Source organism: Pseudobythopirellula maris (assembly GCF_007859945.1).
GTDB classification, from domain to species: Bacteria; Planctomycetota; Planctomycetia; order Pirellulales; family Lacipirellulaceae; genus Pseudobythopirellula; species Pseudobythopirellula maris.
This window is the reverse complement of record NZ_SJPQ01000003.1, coordinates 376,203-397,559: the sequence shown is the minus strand read 5'-3', so window position 1 is coordinate 397,559 and position 21,357 is coordinate 376,203. Positions and strand designations below refer to the sequence as shown.

Here is a 21,357-nt window from a genome sequence, read left to right as displayed (position 1 = left end):
GCCAGCATGACTCGGCCAGGTGACTCTTATCGGCGTCGGAGACGCCTCCCACAGCCGGAGTAGGGCGGGGGCCAATCCTTGGCGTGAACCCGCCTGAGCGGGTATCCTACGGGATTGCTTCACGTCCAGCCACGCCCGCAAGGGCAAAGCGTATCTAGATCAGCTCCGCCCCGCCGCCGATGAGCGCCCCGTAGCCGATGAGCACCGCCCCGACCGAATCGCTCGAAGAGACCCCCGCCGAAACGGATGCGGCTGGCGTGATCCGCGTCGTCGGCGCCGAGACGCACAACCTGCGCGAGGTCGACCTCGACCTGCCGCGCGGCAAGCTGATCGTCTTCTGCGGCGCCTCGGGCTCGGGCAAGACGAGCATGGCGATCGACACGCTCTACGCCGAGGGGCAGCGGCGCTACATCGAGAGCTTCTCGGCGTACACGCGGCAGTTCCTCGACCAGCTCGACAAGCCGGCCGTCGAGCGGATCGAGGGCCTGCCCCCCGCGGTGGCCGTGACGCACAAGAACGCCAGCCGCTCGAACCGCGCCACGGTGGCCACGGCCACCGAGATCGCCGACCACTTGCGGCTGCTCTTCGCGCGGGCCGGCGTGACGTATTGCACCGAGTGCGGCAAGGAAGTCCGGCAAGACTCGGTCGAGTCGATCGCCGCGAGCCTCGCCGCGGCGCCCGAGGGGGTGCGGCAGATGGTCGGTTTCTTCCGCAAGTTGCCCGAGCGGGCGCGGGTGGCCGACGCCGTGGCCGAGCTGATCGAGCGCGGCTTCGTCCGCACGGTCTGCGAGGGCCAGACCTTGCCGCTCGACGCCGAGGCGGCCAAGACCCTGCCCGCGGGCGCCGAGATGATCGTCGTCGTCGACCGCCTGACCGGTGGCCAGGGGGCCGAGGGACGCGCGACCGAATCGGTCGAGTCGGCGCTCGACGCCGGCGAGGGCGCCTGCGTGGTGCTCTCGCAGAGCGAAGAACGGTCGGCCGAGTCGATCGAGATCGACGGCCGACCGTGGCGCGTCGCCCGCCACAGCACCCGCCTGGAGTGCCCGGATTGCGCCCGCACCTTCGCCCGGCCCGAGCCGCAACTGCTGAACTTCAACAGCCCATTGGGCGCATGTGAAACGTGCGAGGGGTTCGGCAGCGTCGTGGAGACCGACATGGACCTGGTCGTGCCCGACCGGTCGAAGTCGCTCCGCGCGGGCGCCGTGGCGCCGTGGAACACGCCCGCCTACGCCCACGAGCTCGAGGAGCTGCTAGCCCTGGCGGCCGACTACGACCTGCCGGTCGACACGCCGTTCGAAGAACTGACCGACGAGCAGGTGCGCCTCGTGGTCGAGGGCGTTCCCGCGCGCGAGTTCGGCGGCCTGAACGGCTTCTTCCGCTGGCTCGAACGACGCAAGTACAAGATGCACCTGCGCGTATTCCTCAGCCGCTGGCGGAGCTACCGGCTGTGCGAGGCGTGCGGCGGGGCGCGGCTGCGCGACGAGGCCCTGGCCGTCCGGCTGGCCGGCAAGAACATCGCCGAGCTGTGCGCCATGAAGGTGGCCGACGCCGAGCGCTGGCTGGCCGAGGCGGAGTTCTCGGATCACCAACGTGCGGTCGGGCGGCTGATGCTCGAAGAGCTGGCGGCGCGACTCGACTACCTGCGTGGCGTGGGAGTCGGCTACCTCACGCTCGACCGCTCGCTGCGGACGCTCAGCACCGGCGAGGCGCAGCGCGTGGCGATGACCTCGACGTTGGGATCGAGCCTGGTCGACATGCTTTACGTGCTCGACGAGCCGTCGGTCGGGCTGCACCCGGCCGACGTCGACGCGCTGTCGGGAGCGATCGCCCGGCTGCGCGACCGCGGCAACACCGTGGTCTGCGTCGAACACGAGGAAGAGGTTTTGCGCCGCGCCGACCAGGTGGTCGAGTTCGGCCCCCGCGCCGGGCTCGACGGCGGCGAGGTCGTGTTCCAAGGTCCCCCCAACGAGATCGTCGGCTGCCGCGAGAGCCGCACCGGCGACTGGCTCGCCGGCCGCCGCGCGGTGCGCGCCACGGCCGACACGCGGCGCCCCACCGATCAGGGGAAGCTCACCCTGCTCGGCGCCCGCGGCGCCAACCTGCGGGGCGCCGAGCCCGAGACGGGGCTCGACATCGAGTTCCCGCTTGGCGTGCTCACGGTGGTGACCGGCGTGAGCGGCGCCGGCAAGAGCAGCCTCGTGCTGCGGACGCTCTACCCGGCGCTCGAGCGGATGCTGCACAGCTCGGCCAAGGAGAGCGCCGCCAAGAACGGGTCCGCAAAAAGTGCGAGCAGCAACTCGGCGACCAAGAGCGGCAACGAGGCGAGCACCGTGGGCGATGGGCCGCTCGCGCACGACGACCTGCTCGGCGCCAAGCTCCTTGACGACGTGGTCCTGATCGACCAGCAGCCGATCGGCCGCTCGCCGCGCTCCAACCCCGTGACCTACATCAAGGCGTTCGACCCGATCCGGGCGGTGTTCGCCGACCAGCCCGACGCGAAATCGCGCGGCCTGAAGGCGAGCCACTTCAGTTTCAATCTCGAAGGGGGCCGCTGCGACGCCTGTCAGGGCGCCGGGTTCCTCGAGATCGACATGCAGTTCATGGCCGACGTTTACATGAAGTGCCGCGAGTGCGACGGGCGGCGTTACCGGCCGGAGGTGCTCGCCGTGAAGTACCGCAACCGCAACATCGCCGAGGTGCTCGACATGACCGCGCACGAGGCGTTCCGCTTCTTCCGCGGCTGCCCCAAGGTGCAGGCCAGGCTGACGCGGCTGCTGGACGTGGGGCTCGACTACCTGCAACTCGGCCAGCCGGCCAACACGCTCTCGGGCGGCGAGGCGCAGCGGCTGAAGCTCGCGGCCCATCTGTCGGGCGACCGCCCCGGCGCCAAGAAGGGCGGCGGCAAGTCGGCCAAGACGCTGTTCGTGCTCGACGAACCGACGACCGGCCTGCACTTCACCGACGTGATGCAGCTGGTCGACTGCTTCGGCGCGCTGCTCGACGTCGGCCACTCGCTGCTGGTCGTCGAGCACAACGTGCCGATGATGATGGCCGCCGACTGGATCATCGACTTGGGCCCCGGCGCATCGGACGACGGCGGCCGTGTCGTGGTGAAAGGGACGCCCGAAACGGTCGCCGCCTGCGAGCAGTCGGCCACCGGCCAAGCCCTGGCCGAGGCCTTCGCCCGCCGCGATGCGGCAATGGCGGCGCTCGACGAGGAAGAGGAAGAAGATTAGCTCTCAGCGATCAGCGTTCAGCTCTCAGCTTTCGAATCGGCGACCAACAACAATTAGTATTCGGTTGCAAGAAGTACTCAAAGGGCTGACAGCTGACCGCTGAAAGCTGATCGCTCCTGCCATGTCCCGCTACTCGCGCCAAACACGCTTCGCCCCGATCGGCGACGACGGCCAACGCCGCCTCTCCGAGGCGACCGCGCTCGTGGCCGGCTGCGGAGCGCTCGGCACGCACCTCGCCGAGGCGCTGGTCAGGGCGGGTGTCGGGAGGGTGCGTCTGGTCGACCGCGATTACGTCGAACTGAGCAACCTGCAGCGCCAGGCGCTCTTCGACGAGGCCGACGTCGCCGCGGGGCTGCCGAAGGCGGTCGCCGCGGCCGCGAAGCTGCGCCGCATCAACTCCGAGGTAACGGTCGAGCCGGTCGTCGCCGACGTCACGCACCGCAACATCGCCGAGCTGGCCGAAGGCGCCGGCGTGGTGGTCGACGGCGCCGACAACTTCGAGCTGCGGCTGCTGGTGAACGACTACTGCGTGAAGCACGCGCTGCCGTGGGTCTACGGCGGCGTGATCGGCGCCGAGGGGCAGACAATGCCGGTGCTGCCGGGCGAGACCGCCTGCCTGGCCTGCATCGCGCCCGAACCGCCGCCGGTCGAGGCGACCCCCACCTGCGACTCGGCCGGCGTGCTCGGCCCAGCGGTCTCGCTCGTCGCATCGCTCCAGGCGGTCGAGGCGCTCAAGATCCTCTCGGGCAACCTCGAGGCGGTGTCGCGCAAGCTGACGGTGGTCGACCTGTGGTCGAACCGCATCAGGCAGCTGGCGGTCGACGCGCTGCGCGACTCGGGCGACTGCCCGGCGTGCGGCCGGGGAGAGTTCCCTTGGCTCGAGGGGCGTCGCGGCGCCGAGCCGGTGGTGCTGTGCGGCCGCAACGCGGTGCAGCTCTCGCCGCCCTCGGATGCGGGGATCGACCTCGTGGCCATGCAAGCGAAGCTGGCGCCCTTGGGCCAGGTGACGGCAAACCCGTACCTGCTGCGGCTCGAGATCGAGGGCTACCAGATCACGCTGTTCGCCGACGGCCGGGCGATCGTCGCCGGTGTCGAAGACCCGGCCGAGGCCCGCAGCGTGCTGGCCCGCACGGTGGGGAGCTAATCTAGACCCTGTAGGGAACGCCCTCCGTGGCGTTCCTGCCCCGGGTGCCCGCGTTCCACAGCTGCAACAAGCTCCGCACATGAAACGACCGATGGGTCCCCACCATCCCCAGACCTTGTAGGGAACGCCCTCCGTGGCGTTCCGGCCCCGGGTACCCGCGTTCTACAGCTGCAACACGCTCCGCACATGAAACGACCGGTGGGTCCCCACCATCCCCAGGCCCTGTAGGGAACGCTCTCCGTGGCGTTCCGGCCCCGGGTACCCGCGTTCCACAGCTGCAACAAGCTCCGCACGACGAAACGATGGGTGCGTTTCCACCCATCCAGCGGTGCCAGGACCGCCACAGACGGCGGTCCCTACAGATGGCGGGTTAATGCGATCGCCCCCGCGAGCCGATGGGTAGTGAGACGGCGTTCTGCGCCGGCTTGCCTGCTAGCTCTTCGATACACACCACCGACCGGAAGGCGCCAAGGATGGCGACCACCGAACAACACGAGAGCGTCCGCCGGCCGAGTCTCTTCGGCGCGTCGCGGCCGAAGGAGCGCCGCAAGGCGATCGGCCGTCTCGGCCCTTGGCAGCTGGTCAACCAGCTCGGCGAGGGGGCGATGACGCGGGTCTACCTCGCGCGGCCGATCGACCGGCCCGAGTGCCGGCCGGTGTACGCCGTCAAAACACTCCGCAAGGAATGGTGGCACGACCCGCGGGCGATCGACGCGCAGCGGCGTGAGGCGTGGGTCGGGGCGCGGGTGTCGCACCCGAATGTGGCGCCGGTGCTGGCCGCCCACGTGGCGAGCCCGCCGTTCTTCTTGGCCATGCCGCGCATCCAGGGCGACACGCTCGCCGAGCGACTCTCCGCGGGAAAGCGGCCGCCGCTCGCTCTGGCGTTGTGGATCGCCCGCCAGGCGTGCGAGGGTCTCGCGGCGATCGACGCGGCGGTCGGCATGATCCACGGCGACGTGAAGCCCGCCAACCTGATCGTCGGCACGGACGGCCACACGACGCTCATCGACCTGGGATTCTGCCAATCGCCGCGCGACAGCGTCGGCTGGGCCTCGCGGGCGGTGGTCGGCACGCTCCGCTACCTGGCGCCCGAACGCGTGGTGTCGACGGCCGCGACCGACCTGCGCAGCGATCTCTACAGCCTCGGCGCCACGCTTTACGAAACGCTCACCGGCGTCCCGCCGCTCGACAGCGACGACCCGGCCGAGCTGATCGCCATGCACCGCCAGGCGAAGCCGGTGTGTGTGCGCGAGTTGCGGCCCGACCTGCCGAAACCGGTCGCGTCGCTGGTCCATCGCCTCCTCGCCAAGGAGCCGCTGCGCCGGCCCTCGTCGCACCGCGAGGTGATCGACGAGCTGGTGCGGCTCGAGATCCTCTGCTTCCAGGCGTCGGCGTAGTCGCGCGCAAGCCGTCGGCGAGCCGTGGCTAAATCTTCGCTCGGTGGGGCTCGCAAAAAGCGTTCGCCTTTCGGCGCGGCGCGGTACAATTCGGCGGTCTTGTCCCACATTGTTCGGCCGGTGTGTATTGCCGTATGAGCGATTACCGCTACGTCGTGTTCCCGCCCGGCAAACAGCCGACGCTCGACGAGGTGGCGAGCTTCCAGAAGTTCGCCGACCGGTTGGAGCGGCGGTTCGCGTTCGGCCGTTGCCGCTCGAGCGGCGGGTTGGTCGTGGCGTGCGACGCCGAGCGGTTCGACGCGCTGATGGGCATGGACCCGGCGTTCGACGATCTGGTCACGAAGTGGCGCGTGCGCGGCTGCGAGCTGGTCGACAAGCTCGGGTTTGTCAAAGACGCCAGCGCGCTCAAGCCGCTCGAGCGGGCCACGAACCTGTCGGTTGGGCCGGCCGCCTTCAAGAACACGGACAAGATCCCCCCAGCCGCGGCCCGTTCCGAGCGGACGCAGCACGAGAAAGAGGTCTCTGCCGCCGAGGCCGAAGGGGTGACGCGTCTCGGCGCGCACCGCTTGGCGCAGCGCGTCGATACGGTCGAGCGGGCGGCTCACTGGCTGCCTTACGCGATGCTGGCCCTCGCCACGGTCGCGTTGCTCGCCACGGGGGGCTACCTCGGCTGGCGGATGACCAACGGCGAGCGTGAATCGCGCGCCGACACGCTCGAGCGCGTCGCCGCCGACCCGATGACCGAGCAACTCGCACCGACGCACGGCGCACGCGACGCCCAAGAGACCGGCGAGGGGGATCAGAGCCCCAGCACGCCCGGCAGCCAGAGCGAGAGCGCCGGCCAGTAGGTGATCAGCATCAGCGCGACGAACATCGCCACGAACAGCGGCAGCAACGGCTTCACGACTTCGGCGATCGATGTCTTGCCCACACTGCACCCGATGAACAGGCACGTGCCCACGGGCGGCGTGCAGAGGCCGATGCAGAGGTTCACGATCATCACCACGCCGAAGTGCAGCGGGTCGTAGCCCATCGAGATCCACATCGGCAGGAAGATCGGCGTGAAGATCAGCACGGCCGGCGTCATGTCCATGAACGTGCCGACGAACAGCAGCAGCAGGTTGATCAGCAGCAAGATCACAATCGGGTTGTCCGAGAGACCCATCATCCCCTCGGCCACGATCTGGGGGATCCCCTCGCGGGCCATGACCCAGCTCATCGCCATGCTGGCGCCGATAAGGAAGAAGATCACCGCGGTGGAGACGCCCGTTTCGACGCAAATGCGCGGCAGGTCCTTCAGCGGCACCTCGCGGTAGAAGACCGTGGCGAGCAGGAAGGCGTAGAGCACGGCGATCGCCGCCGCCTCGGTCGCCGAGAACGCGCCGCCGAGGATGCCCCACAGCACGATGACGATCAGCAACAGGCTCGGCAGGGCCTGGAGGGCCGACGAGAAAAAGCTGGGGTGCGCAGAAACCACGCCCGACTCGGCTTCAGGATCGACCTCTTCGGGGCAAATGAACCAGCAGGCGATCATTAGGCAGAGGCCCACGACGATGCCCGGAACGACGCCGGCGAGGAACATCGCGGTGACCGACACGGCGTTCGACGTCACCGCGTAGACGATCATGATGTTCGACGGCGGGATCACCAGGCCGGTCGTGGCGGCGGTCGTGGTGATCGCCACCGACAGCGGCGCGGGGTAACCCTTGCGCTTCATCTCGGGGATCATCATGCCGCCGACGCTCGAGACCGCCGCGCCGGCCGAGCCGCTGATGGCGCCGAACATCATGCAGGTGAGCGTGCTGACATAAGCCAAGGCGCCACGCCTTGTGCCAACCACGGCCGAGGCGAAAGAGATCAGCCGCCGCGCCATGCCCCCCTCGCCCATCAGCTTGCCGGCGAAGATGAAGAACGGGATGGCGAGCAGCGGGAAGCTGGCGATGCCGTTGCTCATCCGCTGGGCCACGGTGTAACAGGCCGGCGTGTCGCCGAGCGAGGCGAGCGTCAGCAACGCGCAGAGACCCAGCGCCACGGCGATCGGCACGTGCATGACCAGCAAGATCAAGAAGCTGGCGACGAGGAGGACGACTTGAGGGTCCATCGCAAAAGCGTGGTTGAGGGATCGATTGTCTACGCCGCGGCGCGAGCCGCGATGAGTTCCCTCCCCCTAGTGGGGAGGGTTAGGGAGGGGGGCGACTCAGGTGCACGGCCAACTGCTCACTTGGCGCGCCGGGTACCCGCTGCATCACCCCTCCCCCAGCCCCTCCCCACCAAGGGGAGGGGAGCTAAGGCCTTAAATCGCGTCTGCCTCCGCGCTCGCTTCGGGCGGAGGCTCGGGAACCGACTCTTCGCCGCTGAGCAGCTCCGCCACACGCTCCAAACTGAACAGCACCAAGAACGCCCCGCAGATCGGCACGGCGAGGTAGATGTGGCCCATCTTGATCCCCATCGCCGGGGTCACCTGGCCGCTGGCGAGCGTCTCGCTCACCAGCACCCAGCCGCCGTAGATCATCGCGGCGGCGGCGAACACGGCGACCACCAGCTCGACGACCACCGCCATCAGCCGGCCGGCGTCGGGGTGCAACAGGTTGACGAAATAATCGACCCCCAGGTGCTCGCGGCGCGCCGAGGCGACCGCCGTGCCCAGCATCGAGAGCCAGATCAACAGGTACTTGGCCGCCTCCTCGGTCCACGCCGCCGGGTCGCCCAAGACGAACCGCGTGAACACGCCCCAGAGCACCGAGAACGTCATCATCAAGACGATGACGACGAGCACGAATTCGAGCAGGCGGACGAGGCTGTTGCGGAGCTGGATCATTCGGCTACGGGGTGAACCACTGAGGCGCAGAGGGCACGGAGACGGGATGGAATGGAACGCGGGTGAACGCGGATTTAGCGGATCAAGAAGGGATCAAGATAAAGGAAGTAGGTTGTTCACGGTGGATGAGGGTCAGGTTTCGTTGGAGCGTCGAGTCATCCGCTTGATCCGCGTAAAACCGCGTCCCATTCTTCTTTGCGTAACCTTCTCAGTGTCTCTGTGGTGGATTACTCAACCGCAAGGATCCGTTCAAGCAGGGCGCCGACATCCGTGCCCTCGTACGATTCGTGCATCGGACGGACGGCGTCGATGAACGGCTGTTTGTCGGGGCGTGTGACCTGGACGCCCGACTCTTGCACCACTTCGAGCGCTTTGTCGGAACGCTCTTTCCAGAGCTCGCGTTGCAGCACGGCCGAGTCGGCCGCCGCCTGGCGGAGCCAACCCTGCTCCTGCTCGCTGAGCTTCTGCCAGGCGATCTCGCTCACGAGCAACAGGTCGGGCACCATCGTGTGCTCGTCGAGCGAGTACTCTTTGCAGACCTCGTAATGGCGGCTCGAGGAGAAGCTCGGCGGGTTGTTCTCGGCGCCGTCCACGAGGCTCTGCTGCAAGCTGGTGTAAAGCTCGCCAAAGTTCATCGGCGTCGGCGCGCCGCCGAGGGCCTCGACCATCGCGATCGCCGTCTTGCTCTCTTGCACACGGATCTTGAGGCCCTTGAGGTCGGCGGGCGTGTTGATCGGGGTCTTCACGGTGTAGAAGCTGCGCGCCCCGGCGTCGTACCAGCACAGGCCGCGGAGGTTTTGCGTGGTGCAGGCCTCGAGCAGCTCGTCGCCGATCTCGCCGTGCAGCACGCTCCAGAAGTGCTCCTCGTCGCGGAACAAGTAAGGCACGCCGAACGCCGCGAACTCAGGCAAGAAACCCTCGAGCGTGGCGGTCGAGGTCTTGGTCAGCGCCATCGATCCGCGTTGCGTCAGCTCGATGCACTCCACCTCGTTGCCCAGCTGCCCGTTGGGCGAAATCGACAAGGTGAGCCGACCGCCGGAGAGCTCCTCGAGCCGCTCGGCCATGCGCTCCATCGCAAGGTGGACCGGGTGGTTGAGATCGAGGCTGTGGCCGAGTTTGAGCTCCTTCACCGCCACGCCGCCAACCGCGCCGCTGGGCTGCCGCAGCACCCAGGTGTAACCGCAGGTGGCCACCAACAGGCCGACCAGCACGCCGGCGGCAAACATCGAGAAACTTTTGCTGTTCAACGGGTCGCCGAGGGGCTGAGGGGACGCCGAATGGCCAATGTGAAAAGGGGTGCTCGACACGCGACGGCATCCCGTGCGTGCGATCATGCTCGGCAAGGCGGCAGCCGTCAACGCCGAGCGGCGGCTGGACGCGCGATGCGTTTAAAGAGAAAATTATTGCGAATAGGGCTCTCCATTGCTAGCCGTCGCTTGGCTACCCTAGAAGTCGGAACATCATCTCATCGGTTTGGCGTTTTTTCTGCGCGCCCGATTTCTCTTTCTCTCAGATATGCCCGCGGGGGCGGAGTCGGATCATGGTTGTGACTTGTCGCGTGCTGAACTCACTCTTGGTTGCCGTTGCTTTGTTGCTGGTGGCGAACGCCCCCGAGGCCCGAGCGGCTGACGCCGTCGCCGTTGGCTGGGATTCGGCGCCGGATATCCTCGCCGCGATCGAGGAGCCGACCTTCCCGGACAACGACTTCGTCATCACCGACGACGCCTACGAAGGGGGCGCCGAGCCGGGCGGCGAGACCGACTGCCTGCCGGCCATCAAGGCCGCGATCAAGGCGTGCAACGCCGCGGGCGGCGGCCGCGTGGTGATCCCGGCGGGCGAGTGGTTCGTCAAAGGGCCGATCCACCTGCTCAGCAATGTGAACCTGCACGCCGAGGCGGGCGCCAAGGTGCAGTTCAGCAACGAGCCGAACGACTTCCTGCCGCCGGTGCTCACCCGCTTCGAGGGGACCGAGGTCTACACCTACTCGCCGCCGCTCTACGCCTTGGACCAAGAGAACATCGCCATCACCGGCGGCGGCGTGTTCGACGGCGGCGCCGACGACGACCACTGGTGGACCTGGAAACGCGAGCGGGGCGACATCAACAAACTGCGCGAGCAGGCCGAGAGCAACGTGGCCCCCGAGAAACGGGTCTTCGGCGAGGGGAACACCCTGCGGGTGAACTTCGTGCAGCCCTACCGCTGCCACAAGGTGCTGCTCGAGGGCTACACGCTCAACCGCTCGCCGATGTGGTGCCAGAACCCGGTCCTCTGCACGAGCGTCACGGTGCGTGGCGTCACCGTCGAGAGCCACGGCCCTAACAACGACGGCTGCAACCCCGAGGCGTGCGACGGCGTGCTGATCGAGGATTGCGTGTTCGACACGGGCGACGACTGCATCGCGATCAAGTCGGGCCGCAACGCCGACGGCCGCCGCATCGGCACGCCGAGCAAGAACATCGTGGTCCGCAACTGCACGATGCGCGACGGCCACGGCGGCGTGGTGCTCGGCAGCGAGATGTCGGGCGGCATCGAGAACGTGTTCGTCGAAGACTGCTACATGAGCAGCCCGAACCTGGAGCGGGCGATCCGGCTGAAGAGCAACTCGATGCGCGGCGGTTACCTCCGCAACATGCACGTCCGCAACGTCGAGGTCGGCGAGGTGAGCGACGCCGTGTTCCGCATCAATCTCGTCTACGACCAGCCGGAGACCGGCCCCCACGTGCCGCATGTGAGCAACGTGACGCTCGAGAACGTCACGTCGAAGAAGAGCAAGCGGGCGCTCCACCTGGTCGGCCTGCCCGACGCGCCGATCACGGGCCTGACGCTCCGCAACTGCACGTTCGCCGGCGCCAAGCAGCCGAGCCTCATCGAGCACGTTGAGGACCTGTCGCTCGAGAATTTCTCGATGCCGAAGTGATCGCAGCGTACCCTCTACTTAAGGATGGAACGCCGATACACGCGGATTGGGCGGATCGACGCGGTTGAAATAGACGCCTCGGTCGACCCCGATCCGCTCGAACCGCGTTCTATACGTTGTTTCTTAGTTTCAAATCAGGCTTTTTAGGTACGACGATGACCCGCCTCCTCTGCTTGCTGTCGCTGCTTCTGGTTGCCCTCAATTCCCACGCCGCCGAGCGGGCCGTCATGTCGGTCTCGCAGGAGGACGACGGCGTGACGGTCATGGCCGACGGCGAGGTCTTCGCCCGTTGCCTGGAGCGCAGCGGCACGCGGCCGGTCGTTTGGCCGCTCAACGGCCCGACGGGCGAGGCGATGACGCGTTCCTACCCCGTCGGCGCCCCCGGCCCGCACGAGCACGTCGACCACAACCACCACCGCTCGCTGTGGTGGGGCTACGAGGGGGTGAATGGCTTCGACTTCTGGCACGAGCCAACCCCGCAGCGCGACCGCCACTACCCGATCGGCACGCAGCAGCACCGCGAGTGGGTGCGGGCCGACACGACCGGCGAGGTCGCCACCGTCGGCTCGCGCAACGACTGGATCAACCCTGCGGGCGACGTGGTCGCCTGCGACCAGCGGCTGATGGAGTTTGGCGTCGAGAACCTCGGCACGCCCCAAGAAACGCGCTGGATCGACTGCCGGCTGAGGCTGTGGTCGCCCAAGGGCCCGCTGGTGATCGGCGACACGAAGGAAGGCTTCTTCGCCGTGCGGGTGCCGGGAACGATGAAGAACGACGCCAAGATGGGCGGCTCGTTCGTCAACAACCACGGCCAGAAGAACGGCGAGTCGTGGGGCCGGCGGGCCAGCTGGGCCGACTACAGCGGCCCGGCGACCGAGGGGGGCGAGCGTGTCGGGCTCGCTATCCTGGTCCACCCGTCCAGCTACAATCCGGAGCCGCGCTGGCACTCGCGTGAGTACGGCCTGTTCGCCGCCAACCCGATCGGCGTGAAGCCCTACCTCGGCGGCAAGACGGCCGAGGAGAAGCAAGCCGCCGCCAGCGAGCCGGGCAAGCTCGAGCTCGCCGAAGGCAAGCCCCTGAAGCTCCGCTACATGGTGCTGCTGCACCACGGCGGCGCCGACACGATCGATCTCGAGGCGGAGTTCGAAAAATACTCCAAGCTCGACTGAGCGGCGGCGAATGTCCGTCGAAAGGACACCCCATGCTGACACGTTTGATCCTGCTGTTTCTCGCTTTCCTGCCAGTCGCGTCCGCCAGGGCGATCGACCGCGCCGAGGTCGAGCGCCTCGCCCAGCCCCTGATCGACGCCGGCTTACTCGTCGGCTGCACGATCGGTGTCGTCGACGACGACGGCGTGCGGTTCTTCGCTTTCGGCGAGATGGAAAAGGGCGCGGGCGTCGCGCCCGACGAGCACACGGTCTACGAGGTCGGCTCGTTCACCAAGGCGCTCACCGGCACGCTGCTGGCCGACGCCCAGCTGCGTGGTCTGCTGAGTGAGGGCGATACGCTCAGCGCCCACACGCCCGAAGGGATCAAGGTACCCGAGCTCGGCGAGCCGATCACGCTCGCCCATCTGGCGACCCACACCTCGGGCCTGCCGCGTTTGCCGCCGAGCATGACGAGCTTCAAGAGCCTGCTGTTTCTCGACGCCCTCGACCCGTACGCCGGCTTCACCCGCGAGCGGGTCTGGGGCGACTTGGCGAAGACCAAGCCCGCCCGGCCTCCCGGCGAAGACGAGTACTCGAATTTCGGCATGGGAGTGCTCGGCCTCGTGCTGGAGCGGGCTACCGACAAATCTTACGAAGAGCTGCTCGTCGAGCGGCTGTGCGCGCCGCTCGGCATGAGCGACACGCGCGTCGCGCTCACCGACTCGATGCGCGAGCGTTTCGCGCCGCCGTACGACGCCGACCTCACACCCAACGGCGCCTGGAACCTGGGCGGCCTCACCGCGGCGGGAGGCGTCCGCTCGACGGCGGCCGACCTCGTCAAGCTGGTTGAAGCGGCCTTGGCCGGCGACGGATCCGAAACGCCCGCCGCCACGGCCGCCCTCCGCGACGCGATGCGCGTGCGGCACGACAACGGCCGCGAGGGCGCGGCGGCGGCGATTGGCCTCGCCTGGTTCCGATCGAGCGACTCCAACGCCTGGTGGCACAACGGCATGACCGGCGGCTACGCCAGTTCGGTCAGCCTGGCGCCCGAGGAGGGCTGCGGCGTGGTGGTGCTCGCCAACACGGCCGCCGCGGGCGTCACCCCGCTCGGCGAGAAGCTGCTCCAAGCCGCTCGCGGCGAACGCCCCGAGCCGATCGAGCTGCCCGAGATGGTGGAGGTCGATCCCGAGCTGCTCGCCTCGTACGAGGGGACCTACATGATCACGCCGCTCGCCTGGGTCGTTGTCCGCCAAGACGACCGCGGCCTCACCGCCCAGCTGACCGCCCAGCCCGCCCTCAGGCTGCACGCCGCCTCGCCGACCGAGTTCCGGTACCGCGTGGTCCCGGCCCGGATCACCTTCGGCGACCCGGCCGCCCCCGCAGAGGACGACGTGCAAAGCCTCAAAACCCTCACACTCCATCAAAACGGCATGGAGTTGCGGGCGGTGCGGATGCCGATCAAGTGACTCTTTTCGCTGCGGCGCAGGGCGATCCGCGGCCCCGCGGCGATCTGCCGCAGCTACTGAAGGGCTATTCGACACGGCCCCACTATGGATTGTGGGCTAGGGTTTTAATGGCGGTTCACTTTTTGCAGGTGGTGAGCCGTTTCTTATCCGACAGGCCCTCATCGAGGCGGGAGGCTTCACCCCATGGCTGCGAAGCAACAGCGTAAGAAACAATTCGTCGACCCCGTGGTCCAAGGGGCGCTCATCGCCCAGGCCGTGCGGTACTGGTTCGTCAGCCTGGCGATGGTCGGCATGCTGGCCATGATCGGTTGGACGATGGCGACGCCCGGATTCGCCACGCTCGCGAACGACCCGGCGACCATGTCGGCCGTGCTCTCCACGGTCGCGTTCGCCGCCCTGGCGGCGGTGGTCGTCTGCCCCATCGCGCTCTACGACCTGATGCGCATGTCGCACCGCTTCACCGGGCCGATGCTGCGTCTGCGGCGCGTGATGCGTCAGAGCGCCGCCGGCGACCGCGTCGCCCCCATCCGCTTCCGCAAGGGCGACTTCTGGCACGAGTTGGCCGAGGCCTTCAACGGCATGCAAGGACGGATCAACGAACTCGAGGCCCGCCTCGCCGAGGCCGAGAGCCGACCGAGCAGCGACGGCCTGGAGCCCCATGAGAGCGAGCTGCAAGCGGTCGGCTGACACCCGTCCGCAGTGCGCGGATCGGCCGCCGGGCCGCGGCCGCACAAGCCGCGTGCGGTCGCAATCGATCGCCGCAGCGGTCACACTGGTTGGCGAGACGAGCCTCCCCGCTTGACTGCCCCCCCTCGTTTTTCACGCAGGGCGGCCGGCGGGGTGAGTTGATTCGCGTGACCAGCCGTTGGAACGGACGCCACCCATGAACAGACCACCGGGCGACGCCGATGGCGTGTCGCCGCCGCCACTGTCGCCGCGGCAGCCCCTGCCGTTGCTGCCTCTGCCGTTGCTGCCTCTAAAGCTCCCGGGGCTCGAAGCGCCCGGCGTTGCGCTGGCGCTGGCCGATATCGGCAGCCCCGACGAGGACGCCTGGCGCACCTTGCGCGACGCCTGGCTCACCGCCGCCGAGCGCGCGGAGCACGCCACGCGCGGCGTGCCAGCCCGTCGCCGCGAGTGGCTCGCCGGCCGCGTGCTGGTCAAGCAGCTGGCGATCGGCCACCAGTTGGCCGCCTCGCCGCAAGACTGCGAGCTGCGCGTCGATGCGAAGGGCCGCCCCCGGCTGGCGCTGAGCGAAGCCGGCGCGTGGCGCGACGACGGCCGCCACGACTGCTCGATCTCGCACAAGAACACGACCGCCGGCCCGGTCGCCCTGGCGTGCCTGGCGCCCGAGCCGGGCCAGCGGCTCGGCGTCGACATCGAAGAGGTCTCGCCGCGGCTCGTCAAGCTCCGCGCGATGTTCGAAGGCCCCGAAGACCGCCTGCTCGGCGAACCATCCCCCGAGCAACGCCTCACCACGCTCTGGGCCCTCAAAGAGGCGGCCGCCAAGGTCATCGGCCTCGGCGTCGGCGTCGGCCTCACCACGGTCGCCTGCCAAGAGACCGCCCCCGGCGAGCACCGCATCGTCATCGGCGACCGAGAAATGACAGCCCGCACAGCCGACTGGCGCGGCTGCGTCGTAGTCCTCGCTTCGGCGCCGAGCGATCGTCTGCTCTGACAGACCATCTCCCAAAAAGGGTGGCGGGGGCGCACCGCGAAGCGGAAGCCCCCGTGCCCCACAGGCCCGGCCCGGCACGCTCGGGGGCTTCCCTAACGGGTGCGCCCCCGCCACCCCACGTCCGCCTTGAAAACCGGGTAGCCCAGGTTTTCAAACCTGGGTCGCCGCAGGCGACAAGAAGCACCAGGGCCGGCCTCCTCGCGCAAAGGACGCAACCGTCCGGCAACGCCCCGCAGCGGCTTCTCGTGGCTTCGCCACCCAGGTTCAAGAACCTGGGCTACCCGCTGTCAGGTAAATAAAGGTGTCAGGAACCTTATATTGAGCGTCCACCTGCAGCAGGAAGGCATAAACGGTTCCTGGCACCTTTGTTCTCCCGGACTAGCGATGCTAGTAACGTATATAGCGAAAGCGAGTTGGCAGGGCATCATTCGGACCCCAGTTCATTTGCCAAACCACCCGGCATCGCCAATCGCCTGTCTGTTCAGCACGTATTGCTGTACCTAGCGTCCAATACACCGCATCTCCGGCGTGGATGCCCTCTTGCACTTGACCTAGGACCAAGGTGGTACCGCGAGGGACGTTAAACTCTCGCATGTGCCGGCCTCTGCGTATGTCTCCTAGGTTAAGTTCGTGAGGGCCGCTACCAGCCTTCAATGCTGTCGATGTCTCGATCACTTCGAAGGAATCTAGTTTAAGTTCCTCTGAAGAAAAATCGCCAACACTACCTACTAACTCTGAATTCTTGACCTCATCGGCAAATAAGTTGCCCCCAAACATAAGAGCACTTCCTCCAGCTACACTCGCGGTAAGCAAGTCTCTGCGGTCCATGGCAATACCCCATGCTAAAGAAGGAGAGTTCCAACTAGCCATAGATGTACCATCAATCTGTAGAGTGTCTATAAGTAGCTAACAGAGAAATCCAAAAAACTTCAGAGTTCCATAAGTGTGGCACACCTGCTTCGGATTGACTCACCGTGTAGGTGAATACGCATAAATAAAGGCATAATTAAAGGTGTCAGGAACCTTTTGTTGACATCCCCCCTGGTAACTGTTGAACAAGCGGCATAGGAAGACCGCGACGAGCAGCGCAAGGAGGCTTGGTCTACTATGCCCTCAACCGGGTCAACGCACGGATGACGATCTTCGAGAAAGACGAAGACTTCGCCGGGCGCCCGGGGTCGTAGCGAAGCGGAGCCCCTGGGGAATCACCAAGGGGGCGTCTGCTCGCTAAAAGCTGGGGGCTACGCCTGCGGCTGCGAACCCAGCCACCCTAACTTTTTGCCAGCCGCGTGGGACCTTCTTCGCGCTGCGGCGCTATCCTGCGATCGTCGGCGTCGTTTCTTCGTGGTTCCCCTTACGCGCTCACTGACTCAAACCGGGTAACCCAGGTTTTCAAACCTGGGTCGCCGCAGGCGACAAGAAGCACCAGGGCTGGCCTCCTCGCGCAAAGGACGCAACCGTCCGGCAACGCCCCACGGCGGCTTCTCGTGGCTTCGCCACCCAGGTTCAAGAACCTGGGCTACCCGCTTACGCAGTTGGAGAGGTAGCAAGGGGCGTTGGATTACTGACCTTTAGCTAAGGCATTCGCGACAGTCGTGCGCAACTGTTCTGAGTCCCCGTCGTACTTGTAGTCACTCATAAACCCCATTGTTTGGAAGCCTATCGTTCCATCGCGTGACACGAGGTAAGTTCGAGGAATGTGCGCCGGAGCGTACTGATCGTAGATAGAGCTGTTATCATCAACCGCAGTAGGCAGCGTGAGCTTGTTTGCACTTTTGAACGAGGTGACGGCCTCCATCGTTTCGCCACGGCTTATTGCAATCATGCCGAAGTCATCTCGGCTGCCGTGCTTCTCCCAGATCTCCTGCAACACAGGGAACTCTAGATTACATGGCCCACAATCAGTCCTGAAGAAGTTGACGAGGACGACCGATCCTCTGTGCCCAGACAGCGTGAAGGACGTGCCATCGTCCACCTCAATGGAAAAATCTGGAGCGAATTCCCCAAGGCCTACATGGGATGTTTCGGATGCTCTGCTGTCCATTTCGGTGCGATTCTTCTCGTACATCTCCTTCGTCATCCCTTGGGAGAATTCAACAAACGCAAATAGTACTCTAGGCAATGCCAGGACTACTAAAGCTGCGAGGAATAGCCCACAGGAAGTCTTGAGGCGTCGATTTCTCAAAGGTGTTTTCCATTCGAAAGCCGCCGTACCGAGCAACGCGACTGCGGCCAACAGCAAGCAGGAAAAAACAACCAGGAGGCAGTAGGAAGCGACGATGTACGTTTGAAGGTGCATGAGCTTGCTCACTCCTGCGCGGATTTAAGGCGTTTGAACGCTCCAGCCGAATCGGATGGAATCGACCCAGTTGTGGTGTCTGCAGTTCGACGCATTCAGAACTATCTTGGAGAAGGAAGCTGATAATGCTCGGAATGGATCTTCTGTGTCACCGCCAAGTGCAAATGTGTGACCCACATTTGGCGCCGGGCGCCACTGCTGGCTTGCCCCAATCCTGTTCGGCACGCGTTATGCGCCGGGCGCCCGGGGTCGCAGCGAAGCGGAGCCCCCGGAGAATCACCAAGGGGGCGTCTGCTCGCTAAAAGCTGGGGGCTACGTCTAGCGGCTGCGAACCCAGCCACCCTAACTTTTTGCCAGCCGCGTGGGACCTGCTTCGCGCTGCGGCGCTATCCTGCGATCGTCGGCGTTGTTCCTTCGTGGTTCCCCTTCCACCGAACCGACTCAAACCTTGGCCCAAAAATAGTTTGGCGCGACTTATCCGCCTTCGGCGGACTCCGCTGGGCTCCGCTAAACGATCTAATGGCAACGACTTAGGACAAAATCGCGAGTGGCCAAGAATCGCTGCTGCGCGCGCGGCCCAAAAGCGATTGTCGAAATTAGGTAAAAGAGGCGTTACAAAGATAATTGGGCGCCGCAGGGGGTGACTTTTTTGCGATCCATCGCCCCTTCGCTCGATTTTGCCCTCTCTCATGACACGACGAGGCCTCTTTTCACGGCGCCGAGCGCGGGCAACTTTTCTGGCGGGACTCTGGCCAAGCGATTCGAAACTATTCTTGGCCGCGCGTTGATGGTTCGCCAGCACGCGGCTCACATCATGTCGACCGGGTCGACGTCAACGACCCACCGCACCCCGTCGGGCGCTTCGAGCTCCGCCGCCACGCGTTGCATCACCCGGTGCAACGCCGCGCCGTCGCGGCTGCGCACGAGCAAGTGGAAGCGGTACTCGCCGCGCAGCTTCTCCAGCGGCGCCGGCGCGGGGCCGATCACCCGCAGCGCGTGAGCGGGGCCCATGGCGTCGAACTCCTCGCCGTGGCGGCGGATCGTGTCGGCCGCCTTGGCGAGCAGCGCCTCGACAAGCTTGGCGTTCTCGCCGCGGGCGATCATCCGCACCACCGAGCCGTACGGGGGGTAGCCGAGCGCCTCGCGTTCGGGCAGCTCGCCGGCGGCGAACGCGGCGTAGTCGTGCCGCACCGCGGCGGCGATGGCCGGGTGGCCCGGCTCGAAGGTCTGCACCATCACCCGCCCGCCGCGCTCGCCGCGCCCCGTGCGGCCGGCCACTTGGGTGACGAGCTGGAAGGTCCGCTCGCTGGCGCGGAAGTCGGGCCAATGCAGCGCCGAGTCGGCGTTGATCACGCCCACGAGCGTGACGTTCGGGAAGTCGAGACCCTTGGCGATCATCTGCGTGCCCAAGAGCACCTGCACCTCGCCGCGGCGGAAGGCGTCGAGCGCCCGCTCGTGGCTGCCGGGGGAGCGCATCGTGTCGGTGTCCATCCTCAGGACGTTGGCGCTCGGGAACCGGGCCCGCACCTCCGCCTCGAGCTTCTGCGTGCCGAGGCCGTGGTAGTTCACGCCTGCCGACTTGCAGTCGGGGCAGATCCTCGGCGGCGGCTCGCGGTAGTCGCACCAGTGGCAGAGGGCCACGTTCGTGTCGCGGTGGAACGTGAGCGCCGTCTCGCAGTGCGGGCACTCCAAGAGGTAACCGCACGACGGGCAGCGGACGTGGGTCGAGAACCCGCGGCGGTTGAGCAGCAGGATCACCTGGCCGCGGTCTTCGAGCGAGGCGTGGATCGCCTGGGAGAGCGGCCGGCTGATGGCGCCGCGGCCGCCGCGGCCGTGAGCCTCTTGCACCAGGTCGATGGTGCGTACGTCGGGCATCGGCAGGCCGCCGACGCGCCGCGGCATCGAGGCGAGCAGGGCGTCGGGGTCGGGCCCGTCGGCCCGCACCCACGCCTCGAGCGACGGCGTGGCGCTGGAGAGCACTAGCGGCGCCCGGGCGGCCTCGGCCCGCCGGCGGGCGACTTCGCGGGCGTGGTAGCGTGGCGCCGTGTCTTGCTTGAACGAGGTCTCGTGCTCCTCGTCGATGACGATCAGCCCCAGGTGCGGCGTGGGGGCGAAGACCGCGCTGCGGGCGCCGACCACCACTTGGATCTCGCCCGCCGCGATCCGCCGCCACTGGCGGTGGCGTTCGACGTCGCTCTGGTGGCTGTGCAGCACGGCGATGTGGTCGAACCGCTCGCGGAACCGGCCGACGGTCTGCGGCGTGAGGCTGATCTCCGGTACGAGCACGATCGCCTGCCGGCCGAAGCCGACCACGCGCTCGATCGCCTGGATGTAGACCTCGGTCTTGCCGCTGCCCGTAACGCCGTGGATCAGCACCGTTTGGCTTTGCGGCGCCTCGAGGGCCGCGAGGATCGTGGCGAGCGTGTGGGCCTGGTCCTTGTTGAGCTGCTTGGGCTGCTGGCGTTCGACCGTGGGGGCGAGCAGCTCGTCGGCTTGCGCCGTGTCGAGCCGCTCGACGCGCGACTCGACGAGCCCCTTCTTCCTGAGGGCGTTGATCGGCGCCGTGGTGCAGTCGGCCAGCTTGGCGAGCTGCGGCGGCGAGAGCGGCTTGGTGCTAGCGGCGAGCGATTCGAGGGCGCGCCGCTGCTTCTCGGGCAACTCGAGCCGCGTGAGCCGGGCCGCCACGGCCGTAGGCACGCTCAGCAGCGTGACCTCGCGCGTGCCGGCCGCGCCGCGCACGCCGGCCGGCAGCACGGTTTCGAGCACCTGGCCCAAGGGCGTCAGATAGTACTCGGCCATCCAGCGGGCGAGGCGGAGCATCGATTCGCTGATGAGCGGCGCCGGGTCGAGCACCTCGAGCAGCGACTTCAGCCGCCTGGCGCCGCGCGGTTTCACGCCGACCGCCACGCAGTAGGCCGAGAGCCGCCGGTCGCCGCGGCCGAACGGCACCAGCACCCGGCGGCCCGGCTCGGCCCGTGTCTCGGGGTTGCGCGGATCGGCCAGCTGGTCGGGCACGAGGTAGTCGAACTCGCCCGCCGCTCCGCCGCCGGCGCCCGCCATCACCACGGTCGCCGTGAGCGCCTCGCCGGCGGCGTCTTGCTCCCAGTCGGGCGGGTCGTCTGCGAACAGGCTCTGCTGGGCGGCCAAGGCGAGGGCGTCGGGAGGAGTGTGGGACTAGTGAGGATAGGGCGACAGAGCGAAGCCGGTTAGGATAGCAGTTATCGCCCCACGATTGACGGCCCGCCCACACGGCCCCG

The 21,357-nt window shown here is 67.1% G+C and carries 14 protein-coding genes; 9 read left to right on the top strand and 5 right to left on the bottom strand.

The window, feature by feature from the left end; translation table 11 throughout:
- Positions 1-197: 197 nt before the first annotated feature.
- The 4 genes from Mal64_RS14395 (at position 198) to Mal64_RS14380 (ending at position 6,625) form a co-directional block, all read left to right on the top strand.
- Positions 198-3,236, top strand: coding sequence for an excinuclease ABC subunit UvrA (locus tag Mal64_RS14395; RefSeq protein ID WP_197525781.1), 3,039 nt, complete (start codon positions 198-200; stop codon positions 3,234-3,236).
- A 121-nt stretch (positions 3,237-3,357) separates the two neighbouring features.
- The gene (locus tag Mal64_RS14390; protein WP_146401452.1) at positions 3,358-4,380 is read left to right on the top strand and encodes a ThiF family adenylyltransferase; all 1,023 of its coding nucleotides are present in this window, start codon (positions 3,358-3,360) and stop codon (positions 4,378-4,380) included.
- Between the two features lie 473 nt (positions 4,381-4,853).
- Positions 4,854-5,777 (top strand): serine/threonine-protein kinase, encoded by a 924-nt coding sequence (locus Mal64_RS14385; protein WP_197525780.1) that lies wholly within the window; start codon positions 4,854-4,856, stop codon positions 5,775-5,777.
- Positions 5,778-5,911: 134 nt separating this feature from the next.
- Positions 5,912-6,625: a hypothetical protein gene (locus tag Mal64_RS14380; protein ID WP_146401448.1), complete on the top strand. Its 714-nt coding sequence runs from the start codon at positions 5,912-5,914 to the stop codon at positions 6,623-6,625.
- Here the strand turns inward: Mal64_RS14380 and Mal64_RS14375 are convergent.
- From Mal64_RS14375 to Mal64_RS14365, 3 genes are all read right to left on the bottom strand, one after another.
- On the bottom strand, positions 6,577-7,878 hold the full coding sequence (locus Mal64_RS14375; protein ID WP_146401445.1) for a TRAP transporter large permease: 1,302 nt from the start codon (positions 7,876-7,878) through the stop codon (positions 6,577-6,579). The genes Mal64_RS14380 and Mal64_RS14375 overlap by 49 nt on opposite strands.
- A gap of 192 nt (positions 7,879-8,070) precedes the next feature.
- The gene (locus Mal64_RS14370; protein ID WP_146401443.1) at positions 8,071-8,595 is read right to left on the bottom strand and encodes a TRAP transporter small permease; all 525 of its coding nucleotides are present in this window, start codon (positions 8,593-8,595) and stop codon (positions 8,071-8,073) included.
- Positions 8,596-8,822: 227 nt separating this feature from the next.
- Positions 8,823-9,842, bottom strand: coding sequence for a TRAP transporter substrate-binding protein (locus Mal64_RS14365; protein ID WP_231993764.1), 1,020 nt, complete (start codon positions 9,840-9,842; stop codon positions 8,823-8,825).
- Between the two features lie 293 nt (positions 9,843-10,135).
- On the opposite strand from Mal64_RS14365, the gene Mal64_RS14360 reads away from it, so the two are divergent.
- The 5 genes from Mal64_RS14360 to Mal64_RS14340 all read left to right on the top strand — a co-directional run bounded on the left by Mal64_RS14360 (position 10,136) and on the right by Mal64_RS14340 (position 15,801).
- Positions 10,136-11,512 carry a glycoside hydrolase family 28 protein gene (locus tag Mal64_RS14360; RefSeq protein ID WP_146401441.1) on the top strand — a complete coding sequence of 459 codons (1,377 nt, stop codon included), beginning with the start codon at positions 10,136-10,138 and terminating at the stop codon, positions 11,510-11,512.
- 155 nt (positions 11,513-11,667) lie between these two features.
- Positions 11,668-12,681: a DUF6807 domain-containing protein gene (locus Mal64_RS14355; RefSeq protein ID WP_146401439.1), complete on the top strand. Its 1,014-nt coding sequence runs from the start codon at positions 11,668-11,670 to the stop codon at positions 12,679-12,681.
- Between the two features lie 32 nt (positions 12,682-12,713).
- Positions 12,714-14,126, top strand: a complete 1,413-nt coding sequence (locus tag Mal64_RS14350) for a serine hydrolase domain-containing protein (protein ID WP_146401437.1) — start codon at positions 12,714-12,716, stop codon at positions 14,124-14,126.
- Positions 14,127-14,309: 183 nt separating this feature from the next.
- Positions 14,310-14,813 (top strand): HAMP domain-containing protein, encoded by a 504-nt coding sequence (locus Mal64_RS14345; RefSeq protein WP_146401435.1) that lies wholly within the window; start codon positions 14,310-14,312, stop codon positions 14,811-14,813.
- A gap of 196 nt (positions 14,814-15,009) precedes the next feature.
- Entirely contained in the window at positions 15,010-15,801 is a 792-nt protein-coding gene (locus Mal64_RS14340) for a 4'-phosphopantetheinyl transferase family protein (protein ID WP_146401433.1), read from the top strand.
- A gap of 1,561 nt (positions 15,802-17,362) precedes the next feature.
- Here the strand turns inward: Mal64_RS14340 and Mal64_RS14335 are convergent.
- Both Mal64_RS14335 and priA read right to left on the bottom strand, forming a co-directional pair.
- On the bottom strand, positions 17,363-18,112 hold the full coding sequence (locus Mal64_RS14335; RefSeq protein ID WP_197525778.1) for a TlpA family protein disulfide reductase: 750 nt from the start codon (positions 18,110-18,112) through the stop codon (positions 17,363-17,365).
- A gap of 795 nt (positions 18,113-18,907) precedes the next feature.
- Positions 18,908-21,247, bottom strand: coding sequence for a replication restart helicase PriA (priA, locus tag Mal64_RS14330; RefSeq protein ID WP_231993763.1), 2,340 nt, complete (start codon positions 21,245-21,247; stop codon positions 18,908-18,910).
- Between the last annotated feature and the right edge of the window lie 110 nt (positions 21,248-21,357).